Origin of the sequence: Paracidovorax wautersii (assembly GCF_900113035.1) — a bacterium.
Taxonomy (GTDB): domain Bacteria; phylum Pseudomonadota; class Gammaproteobacteria; order Burkholderiales; family Burkholderiaceae_C; genus Paracidovorax; species Paracidovorax wautersii.
The window spans coordinates 111771-130217 of record NZ_FONX01000006.1 but is presented as its reverse complement, the minus strand read 5'-3'; the positions used below and the strand labels follow the sequence as shown (position 1 = coordinate 130217).

Genomic DNA, 18447 nt, shown 5'->3' with positions numbered 1-18447 from the left:
TCCATTCATGCCTTCCCCGACCCGGTCCGCGCTGGGCGCGCTGGCGGCCGCGCTGCTGCTGGCGGGCTGCTCGCTGGCACCGACCTACCAGCGGCCCGATGCCCCCATTCCCGGGCAGTGGACCGACGGCGCAGAAGCGTCGCAACCAGGCGCTGTGGCTGCCCCGCAAGCATCCGCCGCTGCCACGCTTGACTGGCAGACCTTCGTCACCGACGAGACACTGCGCAAGCTGATCGACCTGTCGCTGGCCAACAACCGCGACCTGCGCCAGACCCTGCTCAACGTCGAGGCGGCGCGCGCGCAATACCGCGTGCAGCGCGCGGACCGCCTGCCGGGCATCCAGGCCGAAGGCGGCGGCGCGCGCCAGCGCGTGCCGGAGGATCTGCGCGCGCCGGGCATGCCCAGCGTGCAGAGCAGCTACCAGGCCGGCGTGGGGCTCGCGTCCTTCGAGATCGACCTGTTCGGCCGCGTGCGCGACCTGTCCGAGGCGGCCCTGCAGGAGTACCTCGCGACCGAGGAGGCTGCGAGCAGTGCGCGCATCAGCCTGGTCGCCGAGGTAATCCAGGCCTATCTGAGCCGTGACGGCGCACAGCAGCACTACCTGCTCGCGACCAAGACCCTGGAAGCGCGCGCGGCCTCGCTCAAACTGGTCGAGCAGCGCCGCACCCTGGGCGCGGCCACCGACCTGGACTACCAGGAAGCCCTCGGCCTGACCCAGCAGGTCCGCGTGGAACTGGAGCGCATCGACCGCGAGTTCCGCCAGGCAGGCAATGCCCTGGCACTGCTGGTCGGCGTGAGCGATGTGCGGTCGCTGCTGCTGGCGCGTCCGGACACCGGCACGCTGCTGGTGCAGGACCTCGCGCCGGGCACACCGTCAGACCTGCTGGCGCTGCGCCCGGACATCCGCGCCGCCGAGCACCGCCTGCAGGGCCGCCATGCCAGCATCGGCGCGGCGCGCGCAGCGTTCTTCCCGCGCATCTCGCTGACCGGCTTGTTCGGCACCTCCAGCGCCGAGCTGTCCAACCTGTTCGAGTCGGGCCAGCGGGCGTGGTCCTTCGCGCCGCAGATCACGCTGCCGATCTTCGACGGCGGGCGCAACAGCGCCAACCTCGACCTGGCCCAGGTGCGCAAGGACATCGCCGTCGCAGCCTACGAGCAGACCATCCAGACGGCCTTCCGCGAAGTGTCCGACGCGTTGGCGGCCACGGACACCCTGCTGCGAGAAGAGCAGGCACAGCAGGCGCTGGCGCGATCCAGCGCCGCGTCGCTGCGGCTGTCGGAAGCGCGCTACCGCAGCGGCGCGGACGATCACCTGCGCTACCTGGACGCGCAGCGCAGCGATTTCGCCAGCCAGATGGCGCTGGTGCAGGTGCAGACCCAGCGGCAGATCGCGCTGGCGACCCTGTTCCGCGCGCTGGGCGGCGGCTGGCGCGGCGAGGCGCTGGCGCAGCGGGGCGGCGCTGGCACCGGCGACGGCGCGGATACGGCCAGCGCGGGCCTCGCGGCGAGGTAAGCCATGGCGGCTGCCGCACCACAGCGCTGCGCCGCGGCGGCACTGGCCCTCGCGGCCTGGCTCGCGCCCGCCGCAGCCCACGCCCAGCCGGAGGGCCCCTCGTCCGCCCGCTTCTACACGGACATGGGCGTCACGGCAGGCTCGCAGCGCACCGAGGTCGCCTCGGTGGGGCTGCTCCTGCCTGTGCGGGCACCCGACTGGCTTGCGCGCAACGCCGGACCGATGTCCCTGCACGGGGACGTCTCCCTCGGCGCCTGGCGTGCCTCGCGCATGGAGGGCGGCCACCGGACCTTCGCGCACCTCGCGGGCCTGCTGGTCTGGCGCCACGCCATCGGCGGCGTTGGGTCGGGCTGGTTCATGGACCTTGGGCTGGGCGCCGCCGTGTTCGACCACGTCTACGCCGCGGGCACGGAGCGTTTCAGCACGGCCTTCCAGTTCACCGAGGCGCTGGGTCTGGGCTGTCGCTTCGGCCGGGACGGCGCCTACGAGGTATCGCTGCGCGCGCGCCACGTGTCCAATGCCAGCATCAAGAAGCCCAACCCCGGCGCGAACCTCGTTCTGCTGCGCCTCTCGGCGCGCTTCTGAAGACCGAGCCTCGCCAACGCCTGGTGCAGAATTTCCCGTCCACAGTTTCACAACCCCACCGAAAGGAACCCACCATGGAACACACCCTTCCCCCGCTGCCCTACGCCATCGACGCCCTGGCCCCGCACTACAGCCAGGAGACGCTGGAGTACCACCACGGCAAGCACCACAACGCCTACGTGGTGAACCTCAACAACCTGCAAAAGGGCACCGAGTTCGAATCCATGACGCTCGAAGAGATCGTCAAGAAGTCGAGCGGCGGCATCTACAACAACGCTGCGCAAATCTGGAACCACACCTTCTTCTGGAACTGCATGGCCCCCCAGGGTGGCGGTGAGCCTTCGGGCGCGCTGGCCGCAGCCATCAACGCCAAGTGGGGCAGCTACGCCGCCTTCAAGGAAGCCTTTGTGAAGTCCGCCGTGGGCAACTTCGGTTCGGGCTGGACCTGGCTGGTGAAGAAGGCCGATGGCAGCGTGGACATCGTCAACACCGGCGCCGCCGGCACGCCCCTGACCACGGCCGACAAGGCTCTGCTGACGGTGGACGTGTGGGAGCACGCCTACTACATCGACTACCGCAACCTGCGCCCGAAGTTCGTCGAAACCTTCCTGGGCAACCTGGTGAACTGGAAGTTCGCCGAGGCCAATTTCGCCTGAGCCTCCCATGGATCTGCATGGCGCCCGCCTGCAAGGCCGACCGCGCCCGGCAGTTCCACCCCGCCCAGGGCCCAGCCAGGTGATGCCGGATGACGCAGCGCTGTTTCCGATCGGCCTTCTGGCCGAACGCTTCGGGCTGCGGCCGAGCGCCATTCACTTCTACGAGCGCGCGGGCATGCTGGCCCCCGCGAGGCGAAGCCCGTCGGGCCACCGTCTTTACGGCGCGCAGGACATCCGCTGTCTGGAACTCATCGTGGCGGCGCGCGAACTCGGCTGCAGCCTGGCCGACATCCGGGAAGTGGTCGCGATGACCGACGACAGGCAGGAAGCCGCGTCCCGTTCGGCCATCCAGGCCTACCGGGCGCTGCTGCGTCGCAAGCGCCAGGCGCTTCGAAGGGTGGAGCGCGCGCTGGCGGCGCGGGGCGGACCCGGGCGCGGCGCATGACCTCGCTCATGCGGGCCGCGTGCGGCACTAAACTGGCACATTCCCATCGGAGCGCAGCGCGCCGGCGCAGATCCGCGAGGGGCATTGCCCATCCAGAGGACAGGTCTTGAACACGACGAGAAAACCAGCGGAGCCGACGGGCGGACCCGCGCCAAGGCGCTCCCAGCCGCGCGGGATGAAGCGCGCCCGCGAACTCCTGGAAGTCGCCACGGAGCTGTTCCTCAGCAAGGGCATCGACGAGACGACGATCGACGACATCGCGGCGCATGCCGGCATCGCCAAGGGCACCTTCTACCACCACTACGAATCGAAGGCGGCCCTGCTGCTGGCGATCCGGGAGTCGGTCAGCGAGGATTTCGACGGCCACATCGAGAGCGAGTTGGCGAAGCAGCGGTCCGACGATCCCGTGGTCCGCCTGGAGACCTGGGTCCGCGCCACCTGCGATGCCTACGCCATGATCATCCGCCGCCAGGACATCGGTTTCGCCGGCGCCGGCTTCCGGTGGACGCCGCGCGAGCAGCCCCACATCAAGGACCTGGTCGCGCTGCTCGAGGCCGGCAACACGCGCGGCAGCTGGAAGGTCAAGGACCTCTACCGAACGGCGATCTTCGTCCAGAAGGGCATGCTCGGCGTCATGGACGACATGGTGCTCGCCGGCAAGAGCCTCAAGGGCGTGCACAAGGACCTGGTCGATCTGGTCCGCCAGGCCGTCGGACGCAGCTAGCCCGCCCCCAGCCGCCGGTGCACCTTGCGGACCCGAACGGCGATCTCGGCAGGATGACAGGAGCGGCCCCGAGGGGCCTTCGTGGACGCCACGCCGCCGGCCAGCCTCGCGGAGGCGCGAATTCCTCACTGGGTCCTTCGCATGCCTCGATGTGGCAACATCGAAAATAAGCGCGATCAACCTTGAGTACACCCCGTAATGCAGAGCAAATCCCCCAAGATCCAACGCCACCCCCCAGCGGCAGCCGTCGGCGGCGCCTCCGAACGTCCGCTCGGCCTGCGCGAGCGGCACAAGCTCGACAAGCTCCGGAGAATCCAGTCCGCAGCGCGCAAGGTGTTCCTCGAGAAGGGCTTCGACGCCGCGACGACCCGCGAGGTCGCCGAGATCGCCGAGGTGTCCCACGCCACGGTGTTCCTGTACGCGAAGGACAAGCGCGACCTGCTGTTCCTGGTCTTCAACGACGACCTCGACCGCGTCGCGGAAGAAGCGCTCGCCGCGGTCGATCACGCCAAGCCCCTGCTCCATCAGCTGCTGCAGCTGTTCGGTCCCTTCTACCAGTACTTCGCCAACGATCCCCAGATCGGCCTGGTCGGCATCCACCAGTACGGCACCGCCGCCACGGGCGGCACGCCGCAGATGCAGCGGGTGCAGCAGCGCTCGGAGGCGACGCTGCAAGCCATCAGCGCCTCGATCGATGCCTGCAAGGCCGCCGGCTCGGTGGCTGCGCGCGTCGGCACCGCGCCCGCCGCCCACGTGATCCGGGCCATCTACCTCTCCGAGATGGACCGCTGGCTGCATACGACCGACCGCGACGTCGACGCGGGCCTGCGGTCGCTGCGCGCGGCGCTGCGCCTGGTCTTCGAGGGACTGCGCGAACACGCGTAGCAGACGGCACGGACCGGGGCATGCCGCGCCCGCGTCGGGCGGCAGGCAAGCCGGCGCATGCCTGGGGAACGGCTCACGGCAGGACCGCGGGCGCCCTCGACCTCCTCCCGCGCACGGCCCTGCCGTCCCGGGTCTGCCCGCGCCTGCCGCAGCGGCGAAGGGGTTGGTCGGCGCCCGAGGTGTCTCCGCGCCGGGCGCGCGGTAGGCCGCCCGCCGGGGCGCGGGCGCCGAAGAAGGCCGCATCCGGGGGCCGTCGCCCACGGTGCACGGCCGGCCGATGCGTGGCTGCGCGTCCAGCCGGGGGGCGAGCGACGATCCGCCCCGTCAATGACAAGGGCGCCGCGCACCCGGCGCGCGGGTACGAGGCGCCCTATGGGCCGCTCCTGGCGGACCTCCGGGCCGGCGGGCGGCCCCTCGGCAGGGCCCGTCTCAGCGGCCGGCGACCACGTTGCGCAGCGAGCCGATCTGCTCGGACCGGACCTCCACGACATCCCCGGGCCGGAGAAACCGCGGAGGCTTGCGGGCGAAGCCGATGCCCGCCGGCGTCCCCGTCGAGATGACGTCGCCAGGCTGGAAGCGGAACCAGCGCGAGAAGTACGAGAGCGTCTGCCCGAGCCCGTGGATCAGGTCCCGGGTGTTGGCCGACTGCATCACCTCGCCGTTGACGATGGTCGAGAGATCCACGTTGCCCGGGTCCCGCAGCTCGTCCTTGGTCACGATGCAAGGGCCCATGGGGCAGAACGTGGGGTACTGCTTGCCCAGCACGTTCATGCTGCCCTTGATGTAGACATCGAGCGGCGCCTCGCCCTTGGCGCCCAGGAAGCCAAGCATCCAGTCCCGCGCCGAAACGTCGTTGATCAGCGTGTAGCCCGCGACGCAGTCCAGCGCCTCCTCCGGCGAGACCTCGAAGCAGGTCCTGCCGATCACGCAGGCGAACTCGCCCTCCCAGTCCACCATGTCCGGCGCGGTGCTCGGCAGCACGATCGCGTCATGGGGGCCGCAGACCGCGGACGAGCCCTTGATGAAGCCGATGGGATCGCGGTGGCTCTGCACCGCCATCTCGCTGAGGTGGTCCCGGTAGGCCCCGCCGCTCGAGAGCACGAGGCCCGGGTTCGGCACCGGAGCGACCAGGCGCACCTCCGCCGCGGCGACCGCGGCACCCGTGCGGCGCAGCTCGGCGAGCAGCGCGGCATCGCCGGCCACGCGATCGACGGCCTGCTTGAGCTCCGCGAGCCGGCCACTCGCCAGCAGCGCCTTCATCTCGCCCGGAAAGGCGGCGGCGCCACCAGTCGCTCCCTGCAGGCGGGTCACGTCGAGCACCACGTCCTTGAGCGCGACACCCGCACGCGTCGCCTGCTCCTTCTCGAAAGACACGAGCTTCATTGGGCTGCACCCACGCTGGCGAACGCCTGGTCGAACCACTCGGGTCCGCGCGAGCTGATGCCCCACCAGTTGGCGTCCGCGTCCTGGACCGCGAACCACTTGAAGCCGTCCTGCTCGGACAGCGGCGTCACGGCGCGGATCTGCCAGCGATCGCGGTTCTGCTCGGCCTGCTGGTAGGCTGCCACCACTTCCTCGTCGCTGCGAACGGACAGTTCCCAGCGGTTCTCCAGGCCCTGCTCGCCCGTCTGGTCCCCCGTTTCCACGCAGGCCAGATAGAAGCTCGTGTCATCCGCCCAGGTGACGAACGAGACATCCGAGTGCTTGATCGTGCCCAGCCCCAGGAATTCGGTGCGAAATGTGCGCGCCGCGGCGATCGTGCGGCATTCGAGCGTGCCGTGGGACATCCCCAGGAACTGCTCGCTGCGCGGCTTGTCCAACACTTGCTCGGTCATACTGCATCTCCTGTGAAAACATGTTCGAGTTTCGACGCGGGCAGGTACTGGAACTCCCACCAGTTGTTGTCGCGGTCGCTGAAATAGAACGAGTACGCGCCATGCTGGAAGCGCGCCTCCAGGACCTGCTGCATCTCCAGCTCCGCCTTGCGGGCCGTCAGCAGCCGGTGCATCTTGTCCACCGCGGCCTTGGAGTCGAGATCCAGGCCCCAGTGGTGGAAGACGCGCTGCGGATTGGCGATGCGGTCGCCGCGCCGCACGTCCAGCACGAAGTTGCGCTGTCCGGGCTTGCGCTGGGTACGGGGACGCGCGAGCATGCGGTCCGGCCCCAGGTCGACGCACTCCAGGTCGAGGATCTCCTCGTAGAACTGGCGGGCTTTGCGCAGGTCCTGCGCCAGCAGGGTCCCGCACAGCATGTGCGTGGTGCGGACCACGGGCTCGGTGGCGCGGTAGGGAGGCCGCGTCAAATCGGCAGTTGTCATGTGGATTCTCCTTTTTTAACGATCAAGAACTAGCCGCGCACCGGCGGGTGCGCGCGAGCAGCAGGTTTGGATCCTGTCTTTTCGCTCCTCTTCCGACAGAACCGTGTCGCGGTGCTCGGCCTCGCCCTCAAGCAGGGGAACGACGCAGGTGCCGCAGAAGCCCGCGCGGCACACACTGGGCAGGTGGATGCCCACGTCGGTCAGGACATCCAGGATGGTCTTGTCCGCGGGCACCGCCAGCACCTTGCCCGAGCGCGCCAGCTCGATCTCGAACGCGTAGGCCGGCTGCGCGATGGCGGCCGGGCTGTCCGGCGGATTGAGGAAGAGCTCGTAATGGACGTTGTCCGGCGGCCAGGAGACCGCCTCCTTGCGGGTGTCCAGCAGCAGCGACTCGGGACCGCACACATAGAGGTGCGTGCCGGGGTGGAACGCCCCGACCAAGTCGCGCAGCGCCGGCTTGCCCTGCTCGGCCGTGAAGTACAGCCTGGCGCCGGCGCCGAACTCGTCCCGCACGGCGTCGGCGTAGGCCATTTCGCCCTCGCGCTCGCCCAGGTAGTGGAACTCAAGGGGCACGCCGTGCGTCTTCATGCTGCGGGCCAGGCTGATGATGGGCGTGATGCCGATGCCCCCGGCGATCAGCACGGCGCGCACGGCTTCCTGCGCCATCGCGAAGCCGTTCTGGGGCGGCATCACGTTCAGCACGTCGCCCTCGCCCACGAAGTCGTGCATGAACTGCGAACCTTCGGAGAAGCCGCCGCGCAGCTTCACGGCGATGACGTAGCGCTCGGTGTCACCATGGTTGACCACCGAGTAGGCACGCCATTGGCCATTGCCCGTTTCCACCTTGATGTGCCCCCCGGGCTCCGCCGGCGGCAGCATCCGCGTGCCGCCCGCCGGGCGCAGTTCGAACTCCTTGATCGAGGGGGTCAGCGACGTTATACGGTGCACGACCACCTCGAGGGGGCCTGCATCCACCTTCACAGAATCAGACATTACATTCACTCTTTTATGAGCACGCTTATTTATAAGCAGTATTAAACATGGAGCCGGCTGCGTTTCCGCCTGGGATTTACCCTGAAGCGGCCCGGGCGCGCGGGAAGCGCGGGGACGCCAGGGACCGGCCGGGCCGCGGCGGCGGGCGCATCCCTTCCGGCCGCCACGCGCCCTCCCGGTGCGTCACGGGTGCACAACGGCCCCCGTCCCTGGCACGGCGACGTCCGCGGGCACCGCGGTCGCCGTGGCGCGGCCACGCAGCAGGAAGCAGGCGAGCGCCGGCAGCAGGATGAGCGTGCCGAGCATGTTCCAGAGGAACATGAACGCCAGCAGCACCCCCATGTCCGCCTGGAACTTGATGTCCGAGAACGCCCAGGTGATCACCCCCGCGGCGAGCGTCGCCCCGGTCAGCATGACCACCTTGCCGGTGAACAGCAGGGCCCGGTAGTAGGCCTCCGACAGCGTCATTCCCTCGCGCAGGCGCTGCAGCATGACGCTCAGGATGTAGAGCGCGTAGTCCACGCCGATTCCCACGCCCAGGGCGATCACCGGCAGCGTCGACACCTTCACCCCCATGCCGAGCTTCACCATGAGCGCGTCGGCCAGGATTGAGGTCAGCATGAGCGGAATCACCGCGCAGACCACCGCGCGCCACGAGCGGAAGGTGATGAAGCACAGCACGATCACGGCGGCATAGACCAGCAGCAACATCTCGTACCAGGCCTGCTTCACCACGACGTTGGTGGCCGCCTCGATGCCCGCGCTGCCGGCGGCCATCAGGAACTGGACATCCGGCGTGTTGTTGGCCTCGGCGAAGCGCTCGACGTGGGCGACCACGCGCGCCAGCGTTTCGGCCTTGTGGTCGCTCAGGTAGGCATAGACGGTCAGCAGGCTGCAGGCATCGTTGTAGAGCCCACGCGCGGCACGGGACGCCACGGTATTGAGCATGTCCTGGTTCTTCGGCAGCTCATACCAGCGAAAGTCCCCCTCGTTGAGCCCGATGAGCACCCGCCGGGTCAGGTGCGCGAGCGTATTGGTCGATTCAACGCCAGGGATCTGCTGCAGCTCCCACTCCAGCGTGTCGACCCGCATCAGCGTCTCGTAGTCGGTGCAGGCCCCTTCGGGCGTCTTCACCATGATCGCGAACACGTCGCTGCTGGCTCCGTAGTGGGCATTGAGGAACGCCACGTCCCGGTTGTAGCGGGAGTCCGCCCGCAGCTCGGGGGCGCCCGGGTCCAGGTCGCCGATCTTCAGTTGGCTGCCGACGGCCAGGCCGCCGACGGCCAGCACGGCGGCGCCGGCGATCGCGACGGTGGCCCAGCGGCGCTGCGTGAACAGGTCGAGGAAGCGCCACAGAGGGTGCTTGCGGCCGCCGCTGATGTCGGCCAGCTCCGTGGTGAAGCTGCGGCCGGCGGCTTTCGCGCTCACCCCGGTGAACGACAGCAGGATCGGCAGCAGGATGAGGTTCGTGAAGATCAGCGTGGCGACGCCGATGCTCGCGGCGACGGCCAGTTCCTTGATCACCTGGATGTCGATAATCAGCAGCACCGCGAACCCCACGACGTCGGCCAGGATGGCCGTGAGGCCTGCCAGGAACAGGCGCCGGAAGGTGTAGCGGGCCGCGATGAGCTTGTGCACGCCGCGGCCGACGTCCTGCATGATGCCGTTCATCTTCTGCGCCCCGTGGCTCATGCCGATCGCAAACACCAGGAAGGGGACGAGCATCGAGTAGGGATCGAGGGCGTAGCCCAGCGTGGGCAGCAGGCCCAGCAGCCAGACCACGGCCACCAGCGAGCTCAGCACGACGAGCACCGTGCTGCGCACGCAGCGCGTGTACCAGTAGACCATGGCGCTGGCGATGACGAGCGATGCGGCGAAGAACAGCAGCACCTCCTGCAGCCCGTCGATGAGGTCGCCCACGATCTTCGCGAAGCCGGTGATGCGGATCCCGGTCGTTTCGCTCTGGTACTTGCTGCGCACCTGCTCCAGCGCGCTGGAGAACTGGCCGTAGTCCAGCGGCCGGCCTTCGCGGTCCATCGACAGGAGCGGGACATAGATGACGCTGGACTTGGCGTCGAGCGCCACCAGCTGGCCGACCTCGCCGGAGCGCGAGACGTTCACCGCCAGCTGCTGCAGGCTGTCGGGCGAGCCGTCATAGCCATCCGGGATCACCGCCCCACCGTCGAGCCCCTCCTCGGTCACGGCCGTCCAGCGCGTGTTCGGCGTCCAGAGCGATTTCATGAACGAGCGGTCGACGCCGGGAATGAGGAAGACCTCGTCGCTGATCTTTTGCAGCACGGCCATGTAGTCCGCGTCGTAGATCGTGCCGGAACGGTTCTCCACGGCGATGCGCACGGCATTGCCGAGCCCCGTCAGCTCCTTCTGGTGCGCGAGGTAGTTGACGATGTAGGGATGGCCCGTGGGCACCATCTTCTCGAAGCTCGCGTTCAGCCGCAGCTTCGTCGCCTGGAAGCCGAGGACGGCGGTGACCAGCACGCACAGAAGCACCACGACGAGGCGGTTGTTGAAGAGCAGGCGCTCGACCAGGGTCCCGGAGCGCCGGTCGAAGTCCTCGAGGTTCGTGACGATCGGCTGCGATGCCGTGTTGTTTGCGACGGCCATGCTCACCTCCCGGCATTCGTGGAAAGCGTCACCGGGGTCACGCCGCGGATGCCGACGCCCAGTAGCTTGTTGTCATTCAGCGGCAAGAGCGCGGCGAGCGGCGGCAGCGCCGGCGCCCGCACATGCTCGAGCCGCCCGCCGCGCGTGGCATACAGCTGTCCGGCGTGGTTGGCCAGCAGCGTGGTCTCGGCATCGACCGCCGCCATCGCCGAGATCGAGACCGGGGGGGCGCCCTCCAGCCGCTCCCACGTCGACCCGAGATCCCTGGAGCGCAGCACATTGCCCCGCAGCCCCGCGAGGAGGACGTTGCCCGGCGGCGTCAACGAAGCCGCGAAATAGGTGCCCGCGTAGGGCGTGCTCAGCCGGGCGAAGGTGGCGCCGCGGTCGTCGGAGCGGAACACCAGCCCGCGCTCGCCCGCGATGATGACCGTGTCGTCCATCCCCGCGATGGCGTACAGGTGCAGGCCCATGGGGTTGTCGAGCCGGTCGAGCAGCGGAAGCCAGGTCTTCCCCCCGTCATGGGTGCCGAATATCAGGTTGAACGCGCCGACGATGACGCCGTTCCGGTCGTCGAAGAAGTGCAGGTCGAGGAAGGGCTTGTCGGGGCCGTCCTTCACGAGCTGCTCGGCCTCGGCCAGGCGCTTCCTGCCGGACTCGCTGCCAGGCATGGCCTGCGCCCGGGCCTGTGCGGCTTCGAGCGCCAGCTTCGCGGCCGTCGTCCCGTCGAGCTGCCGCTGCCATGTCTCGCCGCCATCGGCGGTGTGCAGCACGGTTCCGAAGTGCCCGACGGCCCAGCCCGTCTTCGGGCCCGCGAAGCGCACGCGGGTGAGCGTGACGCTCACCGGCACGCTGGCCTGGCGCCAGTTCGCGCCGTCGTCGTCCGACAGCAGGACGACGCCGCGCGCGCCCACGGCCACCAGCCGCTTTCCGGCCCTGGCCAGGTCGAGGAAGACAGAGCTCAGCGCAGAGCGGGATTGGATGGCAGCGCGGGCCAGGGGCTCACGCACGGCGTCCGCGTGGACGCTGGCCAGACCCAGGGAAAAAAAAAGAGCCCCCCCCACCAGGATCGAGCGGCTCGAAAAAACAGTACATCTCATCGGGAAATTCCTAACGCAGCGAACAATTTCCCCTCATCGCAACGGCAGCCTCGCCGGGCTGCCCTCGCGTGCGCGCGCCGCGAAGGCGAAGCCCGAAGCGTGGCGTCTTCGGTCTTCGCCCTCCCCTTGCGCGCACTGCAGGGTTGATCCGGGGAGCGCCGGCTCAGCGCACACCCTCGCCGGCCATCGCATCGGGCGTGAACAGCGTGTCCTTCTGGCGCGCCTTGATCGTGTACTGGGTGCCTTCGTTGAACACCGTCGACACGAAGCCGGTGCCCGAGAGCAGGTCCACCGCGCCGAAGGTGCCGCCGAACACCGCGGGCAGCTCCGGGATGACCACGGGGATCAGCCAGAGCGTCTTCCACAGCTCGCCCTTCGCGTCCCAGCGGTCGCCCAGCACGCACATCCAGGTGTCCTCGTCGCAGTAGTAGCGCAGCTTCGAGGCCAGATGGCGCTTGCCCTGGCGCACGGTCGCCTCGACGGCCCAGACGCGGTGCAGCTCCCAGCGCAGGTAGTCCGACTTGAGGTGGTGGGCGTCGAGGATCTCCTCGTCCTTGGTGGGCTGCAGCAGGCGGTTGCTGTTGTAGGGGATGTACATCTCCTGCTTGCCCACGATCTTCCAGTCGAACCGGTCGATCCGGCCGTTCCAGCCCTGCGTCTCGTCGATCGTTCCCAGGCCGCCGCTGCTGGGGTTGGGGCTGTCGCAGCAGGGGTTGGGGATCTTGCGCACGCGGCGCTGGCCCGCCAGGTAGGTCCAGCCCTGATCCTTGTCGGCGTTCAGGTTGTAGCGGATGGTCAGGGCCTCGCCCGCGCGCATCGGCGGCGCGGTGCTGGCCACGCGGAACAGCCAGTATTCCTGCGTCTTCTCGAACTGCTCCCACGAGCCGTCCTTGAAGTAGTAGGGCACCTGGAAGTCGCCGCCCGCGGCGCTGACCAGGACGCGCTTGCCGTCCGCGGTGAACTGGTACTGCCGGGTCGCGTAGCCGAAGGCCTCGCCGTTCCAGCGCAGCAGGTGGTTCCACATCACCTCCGCACCGGTCTTCGGGATCGGGAAGGGAATGCCGCCGTAGATGTTGGAAGGCACGTCGCCCTCGAGCTTGCCGTTCGTGGCGTTCTTGACGGTGTTGTCGTACACCCACTGCGGCGCGGCCGCGGTGCGGTGCGTCTTGTACACGTTCAGGCGGAAGCTGTCCGGGTACTTCTTCAGCATCGCCTTGACGCCGTCCGTGAGCTTCGCGCCGTGCTCTTCCATGTTCTTCGCGGTGACCGTGAAGAGCGGCTTCTCGTTGGCGAAGGGGTCGCCCCGGCGGCCGCCGGAGGCTTCGGCGGCGCCGGACTTGGCGATGCCGCCGTCCCAGGCCGGGATGGTCCCGTCCTTGTTGCCGGCGCGCTCCCCGCCCAGCGGCGTCAGCGTGGTCTTGAGCTTCGCCGCCTCGTCCGCGGACACGCCCGCCAGCACCGGCTGGGCGGCAGCAAGCGCGGTCGCCGCTGCGGTCATCATGAGTGTGTGTCGAATGTTCATGCTGTTCAGCCTCCGGTCAGAATGTGCGGTTCACAGATAGCGAGATGAAGTTGCGGTCCTTCAGCGCCTGCTTGTAGGACACGTGGCGGTTCTCGACGAAGGTTCCTTCGGGGCCGAAGAAGTGCGTGTAGCCGAGGCTGAAGCGCCAGACCTGGAGGTAGTTGCCCGCAATGCCGATGCTCAGGTTGCCCACCTTGTCGCCGAGGAAGGCTGAGCCGAGCGCGGAGGAGTTGCCGAAGCCGTAGCCGACGCTGACCGGCACGGACAGGTCCACGCCCGAGAACACCTGCCGGAACTGCGGCTCGTAGGCCACCCGGATGTTCACGGCGTCGCGGTCCCCGTTCGGGTTCAGCGCTGCGCGGTTGCGGGTGACGCTCGTGGTGCGGTTCCACGCGATCTCGCCGAGCAGGCTCGACTCGCGCGAGATGAAGTTCGGGTCCAGGTTCGCGATCCAGGACAGTTGCGCATGCGCCGTGCGCCCCACCGCGTAGAGCGCATTGCCGCGGTTGTTTCCGGTTCCCGCCACGTCCACCTGCGCATCGCTGGCCAGCGGCATGTTGTGGCGCACCGAGACCTCGCCCGCGACGTTCACCGAGCCGAAGGTCCGGCTGAAGCTGGCGCCGAAGGCCTTGATGTCCTCCGGATAGGCGCTGAAGTACTGGGACGGCACGCCCGCGACGAGGCCGCGGAAGTACAGCTGCGGCGTTTTGTCGTGGTAGCGGATGGCGTAGAGGCCATAGTCGGTCTCGCCGCCGCGGAAGCGCAGCTGCAGGCCGTACTGGCCCGAGTTCCGGCCCTCGATGTCGTTCCCCTTGGTGGCGTACGCAGGTCCGAAGAAGTAGCGTTCCGTGCCAGGCGCCGCCGACTCGCTGGTCTCGAAGTAGCTGCCGACACCGGGAATGCGGCTGCGCTCCCAGCGGTACTGGTAGTACGCGCCGACGGAGACGTCGGGATTGATCTGGACCTGTCCCGAGACCTGTCCCGTGGGACGGATCAGTTCCTTGAACTGGGTGTTGGGGACGGACACGGCCTTGGCGATGTCGACCGGCGCCATGCCGCCCGCGATCCCGTTGGCTCCGAAGAACAGGCTCTCGCCCCACAGCAGCGCGTGGCGTCCCAGGCGGAAGGTCGCGCGCTGCTCGCCGAGGTCGAAGCGGCCGAACACGAAGGCGTCCAGGAGTTCGCCCTTGCGGCCCTGCAGCTTGCGCGTCGCGTCCGTGAACTCGTTGTAGGGACGCGAGAGGTGGTTGACCGTTCCGGGCGCGTTGTTGTCGTTGCTGCGGTTGTAGACGTCGTCGTACCACGCCGCGCCGCTCATGCGGAAGCCGAAGTTGCCGGCCGTGACGTCCAGTTCGCTGAGCAGGTCCAGGCGATTGGAGATCAGCCCCTTCTTGAAATTGCGATCGCCGTCGTCCCCGTTGGGGTCCGAGAGCAGCAGGCTCGACGGACTCTTCAGGCGGAAGGCGTTGCTGTACTTTAAGGTGTTGTCCCAGCGGACCTTGACGTCCGGGTTGCCGGTGTCGAATTCGAAACCGTGCGCGGCCGGAAAGGCCAGCGCGAGTGCCGCCGCCAGTGCGGGGTGCGCCGCACGAAAGCGGCTGTGTATCCTCGTTCTCTTCACGATGTTGTCTCCATGGGGGGTTTTGAACGAAATGCATGGCACAGGGCCAAGGGGCGCACCGGGCCGGTCCGATCGCAGGGACCGGTGCGCCGTGTGTCCGCAGCTCCATGCCGGAGCCCTGTCTCCTTCATTTTTTTGGCTTATTAATGACCCAGAATATTTCTGAGCATGGTTATTTTATGGAGGCAGTCAAACTGATGCGTCGGGACTAACCCTTAAGCTGTAGGTGTGCGCGCGCTGTCGGCTCCGGCCGCGCGCGGCGCACGCGCGTGCCGCTGGGGCCCGCGATCGCCGGCAGGGTCGCAGCGGACCGCGCCGTCCGTCGGCCGGGAGCGTCGGGGGCGTTCTTCGGAAAGGTGCGCACCGGGGCGGGAGCAGGCCCCGGCTTCGGCCACGGGGACGCGGCGCACGGACATTGCTGCCTCGGGAACGCCCGGCCGGCCCGGCGCTTCGATCGGAGCGCCGCCTCCAGGCAGCCGCCGGCGCGCGGCGCCGGCGCCGGGCGGGCTCAGTCGAACTGCTGGAAGAAGCCAAGCTTGCGCTGGGTCGGCGCGTCATCCACCATGAAGAGGAAGGCAGGCTCCTTGGAGGAGCCGTTGGTCAGCGTCACCTGGGCATGGGTGGGGCATGCCAGCGTGTCCGCGACCTCGAAGTGCAGGAAGTTGCCGTCCACCGCCGCGCTGCCCTGCCCCTCGACGGCGTGGAAGACGGCCGAGGCCGACCGGCGGCGCAGCCGCCGGGATTCCCCCGGGCGCAGCATCAGCGCCGAGAAGCCCAGCGTCGGCATGCACTCCCGCCCGGTCATAGGGTTCACGTACGCCAGATGCACGGGCTCCTGCGCCGGCGTGACGCCCGCCAGCTCGAGCAGCGCGGCGCGCACGTCGGCCCACGGGAAGCGCAGCATCGGGAAGTCCTCGCGCGGACCGTCCAGGTGGGCATAGGGCAGCACGCCGCCGCGCCGGAAGCGCGCCAGGGTCTCCTGGTTCTGCACGCTGACCTCCTGCGGCACGCCCTCGATGCTGTACGAGGCCTCCATGCCCTGGACGATGGGAAGGTCCAGTGCGTCCAGCCACACCACGGGCTCGCTGCCGTCGTGGCCGTGCTGGTGCCACAGCCCCGGCGGCGTGAGGATGAGATCGCCCTTCTCCATCGGCAGCTTCTCCCCGCGCACGATGGTGTAGCCGCCGCGTCCCTCGATCACGAAGCGCACCGCCATCGCCGTGTGCAAATGGTTCGGCGCCGTCTCGCCGGGGAGGATGAGCTGCAGCCCGATGTAGATGCTCGGCGTGGCCTTCAGCTCCTCCAGGCTCATGCCGGGATTGCACAGCACCAGCACTCTGCGCTCCGCCTTCTCGATGGGCGCCAGTTCGCCCGCGCGCATCAGCTCCGGGCGCACATCGGCATAGCGCCACAGCGCGGGCTGGGTGCGGCGTGCCGGCTTGCCATGGGGTAGCGCGGCGCGCAGCGATGGCCACAGCGGCATCAGGTGGCGCTGGCGCAGGCCCTCGTAGTAGTCCTGTGGGAGCTCGTCGGCGCGGCCCAGAACAGCATTCATGTCTCGTTCTCCTTGTGGTTGGGGGTCTGGGCAGCTTAGGAAGCTTCGCCCCCGCGAGCCACTGCGCCACGGAAATACTCGCCATTCAGGAACATAAATTCGCCATGGCTCCGGCGCCGAGGTATTTGTTTGCTGAATAGCGACCATGCCCGGGGCCGGCTGGCTCATGCACGGCTCCGTTCCTAGAGTCTCTCCATCGTCGCAACGTCGCGGCGAACAGAACACAAGGAGAGAACCCATGCTTGTCGGATGCGTGCCCTGGCCGACCAAGGACCTGTTGCGCTGGAATGCCTCGGGATACCGGGAAGGCCGTCCCATCGTCGAGATCGTTCGCGCCGCCGCGGCGCAGTACCCCGACAAGCCTGCCGTGATCGAGAACGACAGCGTGCTGAGCTATGCCCAGTTGCTCTCGAAGGCCGAGGCACTGGCCGCCGCGCTCCTGGGCGCCGGACTGCGGCCGCTCGATCGGGTCGTGATGCAGTTGCCGAACTCCGCCGAGTTCGTGATTGCCTTCCTTGCCCTGAGCCGCATCGGCGCGATCCCGGTCATGGCGCTGCGGGCGCACCGGCACAGCGAGATCCGGCATTTCATCGACGCCTCGGGGGCGGTCGCCTACATGGTGCCCGGCGTGCACGGGAACTACGACTACCGCGCGCTGGCCCAGGACATGCAGCGCGAGTGCCCCACGCTGCGCTGCGCCTTCGTGCTCGACGGTGCGCTGGCCGGGCAGCACAGCCTGCGCGACCTGCTCGAAAAACCGATGGACGAAGCGGCGCGCCAGGCGCTGGACGCCGTCTGGGTCAACGCCGCCGAGGTCGCCGTGATGCTGCTGTCCGGCGGCACGACCTCGATCTCCAAGCTCATTCCCCGCACGCACGACGACTACGTCCTGAACGCGCGCCTGTGTGCCAGGGCCGCGGGCTTCGACGAGAACACCGTCTTCCTCGCCCTGCTGCCGCTGGGCCACAACTACAACCTGGCCGCGCCCGGCATGCTCGGGGTCTTCTACTACGGCGGGACCGTCGTCATCGGCCATGGCACCCAGGCCGAGCAGGTGTTCCCCCTGGTCGAGAAGCACGGCGTGACCGTGATCGCGGCCGCCGTGCCGCTGATCACCGGATGGCTGAACTCCGACGTCCCCTCGCGCCACGACCTGCGCTCGCTGCGCGTGGTGCAAAACGGCGGCGCGCGCCTGGCGCCGGAGCTGCGCCGGCGCATCCACGGGCAGTGGGGCGCCATCCCGCAGGAGATCTACGGCACGGCCGAGGGCCTGATCAACATGACCCGTCTCGACGACCCCGAGGATCTCCTGCTGGAGAGCTCCGGCGCGCCGGTCTGCGACGACGACGAGATCAAGGTCGTCGACGACGACGGGCGCGAGGTGCCCGACGGTGAGCCGGGCGAGTTGCTGACCCGCGGCCCCTACACCATCGCCGGCTACTACAACGCGCCGGAGAAGAACCGCGAGGCCTTCACCGAGGACGGCTTCTACCGCATGGGCGACATCGTCCGCAAGAAGGGCCGCTACGTGTTCGCCGAGGGGCGCAAGAAGGACCTCATCAATCGGGGCGGCGAGAAGATCAGCTGCGAGGAGATCGAGAACCTGATCCACAAGCACCCGAAGGTCAAGGAGGTGGCGCTCGTCGCCATGCCGGACCCGGTCTTCGGAGAGAAGGCCTGCGCCTTCGTCGTCACCAACGGCGGTCAGCCCCTCGGCTTCGACGAACTGATCGGATTCCTGAAGGCCCAGCAGATCGCCAGCTTCAAGCTGCCCGAGCGGCTCGAGGTCGTCGACCGCCTGCCCACCAGCCTGGTCGGGAAGATCCTCAAGCGGCAGTTGCGCGAGGTCATCACCGAGAAGCTCAACAGCGAGGCCACCGCGTCCCGCTGACCCATCACCACAACGCAGAGA

At 68.6% G+C, this 18447-nt stretch carries 16 protein-coding genes; 7 read left to right on the top strand and 9 right to left on the bottom strand.

Going from position 1 to position 18447, the window contains the following annotated elements; translation table 11 throughout:
• Positions 1-7: 7 nt before the first annotated feature.
• The 6 genes from BM070_RS11240 to BM070_RS11215 all read left to right on the top strand — a co-directional run bounded on the left by BM070_RS11240 (position 8) and on the right by BM070_RS11215 (position 4808).
• Positions 8-1513 carry an efflux transporter outer membrane subunit gene (locus tag BM070_RS11240; protein ID WP_059400339.1) on the top strand — a complete coding sequence of 502 codons (1506 nt, stop codon included), beginning with the start codon at positions 8-10 and terminating at the stop codon, positions 1511-1513.
• Positions 1514-1516: 3 nt separating this feature from the next.
• Complete coding sequence (locus BM070_RS11235; RefSeq protein ID WP_059400338.1) at positions 1517-2098, top strand: acyloxyacyl hydrolase; 582 nt, start codon at positions 1517-1519, stop codon at positions 2096-2098.
• Positions 2099-2172: 74 nt separating this feature from the next.
• Positions 2173-2754, top strand: a complete 582-nt coding sequence (locus tag BM070_RS11230; protein WP_059400337.1) for a superoxide dismutase — start codon at positions 2173-2175, stop codon at positions 2752-2754.
• 7 nt (positions 2755-2761) lie between these two features.
• Positions 2762-3199, top strand: a complete 438-nt coding sequence (locus BM070_RS11225) for a helix-turn-helix domain-containing protein (RefSeq protein ID WP_082136764.1) — start codon at positions 2762-2764, stop codon at positions 3197-3199.
• Positions 3200-3374: 175 nt separating this feature from the next.
• Entirely contained in the window at positions 3375-3923 is a 549-nt protein-coding gene (locus BM070_RS11220) for a TetR/AcrR family transcriptional regulator (RefSeq protein ID WP_059400335.1), read from the top strand.
• 198 nt (positions 3924-4121) lie between these two features.
• A complete protein-coding gene (locus BM070_RS11215; protein WP_059400334.1) occupies positions 4122-4808 on the top strand; it encodes a TetR/AcrR family transcriptional regulator in 687 nt (228 codons plus the stop codon).
• 429 nt (positions 4809-5237) lie between these two features.
• On the opposite strand, the gene BM070_RS11210 is transcribed toward BM070_RS11215, so the two are convergent.
• The 9 genes from BM070_RS11210 to BM070_RS11170 form a co-directional block, all read right to left on the bottom strand.
• Positions 5238-6191, bottom strand: coding sequence for a fumarylacetoacetate hydrolase family protein (locus BM070_RS11210; protein WP_059400333.1), 954 nt, complete (start codon positions 6189-6191; stop codon positions 5238-5240).
• Positions 6188-6643, bottom strand: coding sequence for a VOC family protein (locus BM070_RS11205; RefSeq protein WP_059400332.1), 456 nt, complete (start codon positions 6641-6643; stop codon positions 6188-6190). Before BM070_RS11205 ends, BM070_RS11210 begins: the two co-directional genes overlap by 4 nt.
• On the bottom strand, positions 6640-7125 hold the full coding sequence (locus BM070_RS11200) for a VOC family protein (RefSeq protein ID WP_082136763.1): 486 nt from the start codon (positions 7123-7125) through the stop codon (positions 6640-6642). The genes BM070_RS11205 and BM070_RS11200 overlap by 4 nt, the downstream gene beginning before the upstream one ends.
• A 15-nt stretch (positions 7126-7140) precedes the next feature.
• Complete coding sequence (locus BM070_RS11195; protein WP_063840191.1) at positions 7141-8118, bottom strand: PDR/VanB family oxidoreductase; 978 nt, start codon at positions 8116-8118, stop codon at positions 7141-7143.
• 183 nt (positions 8119-8301) lie between these two features.
• The gene (locus BM070_RS11190; RefSeq protein WP_059400329.1) at positions 8302-10740 is read right to left on the bottom strand and encodes an efflux RND transporter permease subunit; all 2439 of its coding nucleotides are present in this window, start codon (positions 10738-10740) and stop codon (positions 8302-8304) included.
• A gap of 2 nt (positions 10741-10742) precedes the next feature.
• A complete protein-coding gene (locus BM070_RS11185) occupies positions 10743-11837 on the bottom strand; it encodes a WD40/YVTN/BNR-like repeat-containing protein (RefSeq protein WP_059400328.1) in 1095 nt (364 codons plus the stop codon).
• 163 nt (positions 11838-12000) lie between these two features.
• Positions 12001-13359 carry a DUF1329 domain-containing protein gene (locus tag BM070_RS11180; protein ID WP_059400327.1) on the bottom strand — a complete coding sequence of 453 codons (1359 nt, stop codon included), beginning with the start codon at positions 13357-13359 and terminating at the stop codon, positions 12001-12003.
• 16 nt (positions 13360-13375) lie between these two features.
• The gene (locus BM070_RS11175) at positions 13376-14980 is read right to left on the bottom strand and encodes a DUF1302 domain-containing protein (protein WP_245785186.1); all 1605 of its coding nucleotides are present in this window, start codon (positions 14978-14980) and stop codon (positions 13376-13378) included.
• A gap of 508 nt (positions 14981-15488) precedes the next feature.
• Positions 15489-16535, bottom strand: a complete 1047-nt coding sequence (locus BM070_RS11170; protein ID WP_059400323.1) for a cupin domain-containing protein — start codon at positions 16533-16535, stop codon at positions 15489-15491.
• 238 nt (positions 16536-16773) lie between these two features.
• Between BM070_RS11170 and BM070_RS11165 the strand changes: the two genes are divergently transcribed.
• Positions 16774-18426: a (2,3-dihydroxybenzoyl)adenylate synthase gene (locus BM070_RS11165; protein ID WP_059400322.1), complete on the top strand. Its 1653-nt coding sequence runs from the start codon at positions 16774-16776 to the stop codon at positions 18424-18426.
• Positions 18427-18447 lie beyond the last annotated feature (21 nt).

Excerpts from the sequence above, each read along its gene's own strand:
- BM070_RS11230 (WP_059400337.1), top strand. The coding sequence starts at position 2,173 with ATGGAACACACCCTTCCCCCGCTGCCCTACGCCATCGACGCCCTGGCC.
- BM070_RS11225 (WP_082136764.1), top strand. The coding sequence starts at position 2,762 with ATGGATCTGCATGGCGCCCGCCTGCAAGGCCGACCGCGCCCGGCAGTT.
- BM070_RS11240 (WP_059400339.1), top strand. The coding sequence starts at position 8 with ATGCCTTCCCCGACCCGGTCCGCGCTGGGCGCGCTGGCGGCCGCGCTG.
- BM070_RS11185 (WP_059400328.1), bottom strand. The coding sequence starts at position 11,837 with ATGAGATGTACTGTTTTTTCGAGCCGCTCGATCCTGGTGGGGGGGGCT.
- BM070_RS11200 (WP_082136763.1), bottom strand. The coding sequence starts at position 7,125 with ATGACAACTGCCGATTTGACGCGGCCTCCCTACCGCGCCACCGAGCCC.
- BM070_RS11235 (WP_059400338.1), top strand. The coding sequence starts at position 1,517 with ATGGCGGCTGCCGCACCACAGCGCTGCGCCGCGGCGGCACTGGCCCTC.
- BM070_RS11165 (WP_059400322.1), top strand. The coding sequence starts at position 16,774 with ATGCTTGTCGGATGCGTGCCCTGGCCGACCAAGGACCTGTTGCGCTGG.
- BM070_RS11195 (WP_063840191.1), bottom strand. The coding sequence starts at position 8,118 with ATGTCTGATTCTGTGAAGGTGGATGCAGGCCCCCTCGAGGTGGTCGTG.
- BM070_RS11205 (WP_059400332.1), bottom strand. The coding sequence starts at position 6,643 with ATGACCGAGCAAGTGTTGGACAAGCCGCGCAGCGAGCAGTTCCTGGGG.
- BM070_RS11210 (WP_059400333.1), bottom strand. The coding sequence starts at position 6,191 with ATGAAGCTCGTGTCTTTCGAGAAGGAGCAGGCGACGCGTGCGGGTGTC.
- BM070_RS11220 (WP_059400335.1), top strand. The coding sequence starts at position 3,375 with ATGAAGCGCGCCCGCGAACTCCTGGAAGTCGCCACGGAGCTGTTCCTC.
- BM070_RS11170 (WP_059400323.1), bottom strand. The coding sequence starts at position 16,535 with ATGAATGCTGTTCTGGGCCGCGCCGACGAGCTCCCACAGGACTACTAC.
- BM070_RS11215 (WP_059400334.1), top strand. The coding sequence starts at position 4,122 with ATGCAGAGCAAATCCCCCAAGATCCAACGCCACCCCCCAGCGGCAGCC.
- BM070_RS11190 (WP_059400329.1), bottom strand. The coding sequence starts at position 10,740 with ATGGCCGTCGCAAACAACACGGCATCGCAGCCGATCGTCACGAACCTC.
- BM070_RS11180 (WP_059400327.1), bottom strand. The coding sequence starts at position 13,359 with ATGAACATTCGACACACACTCATGATGACCGCAGCGGCGACCGCGCTT.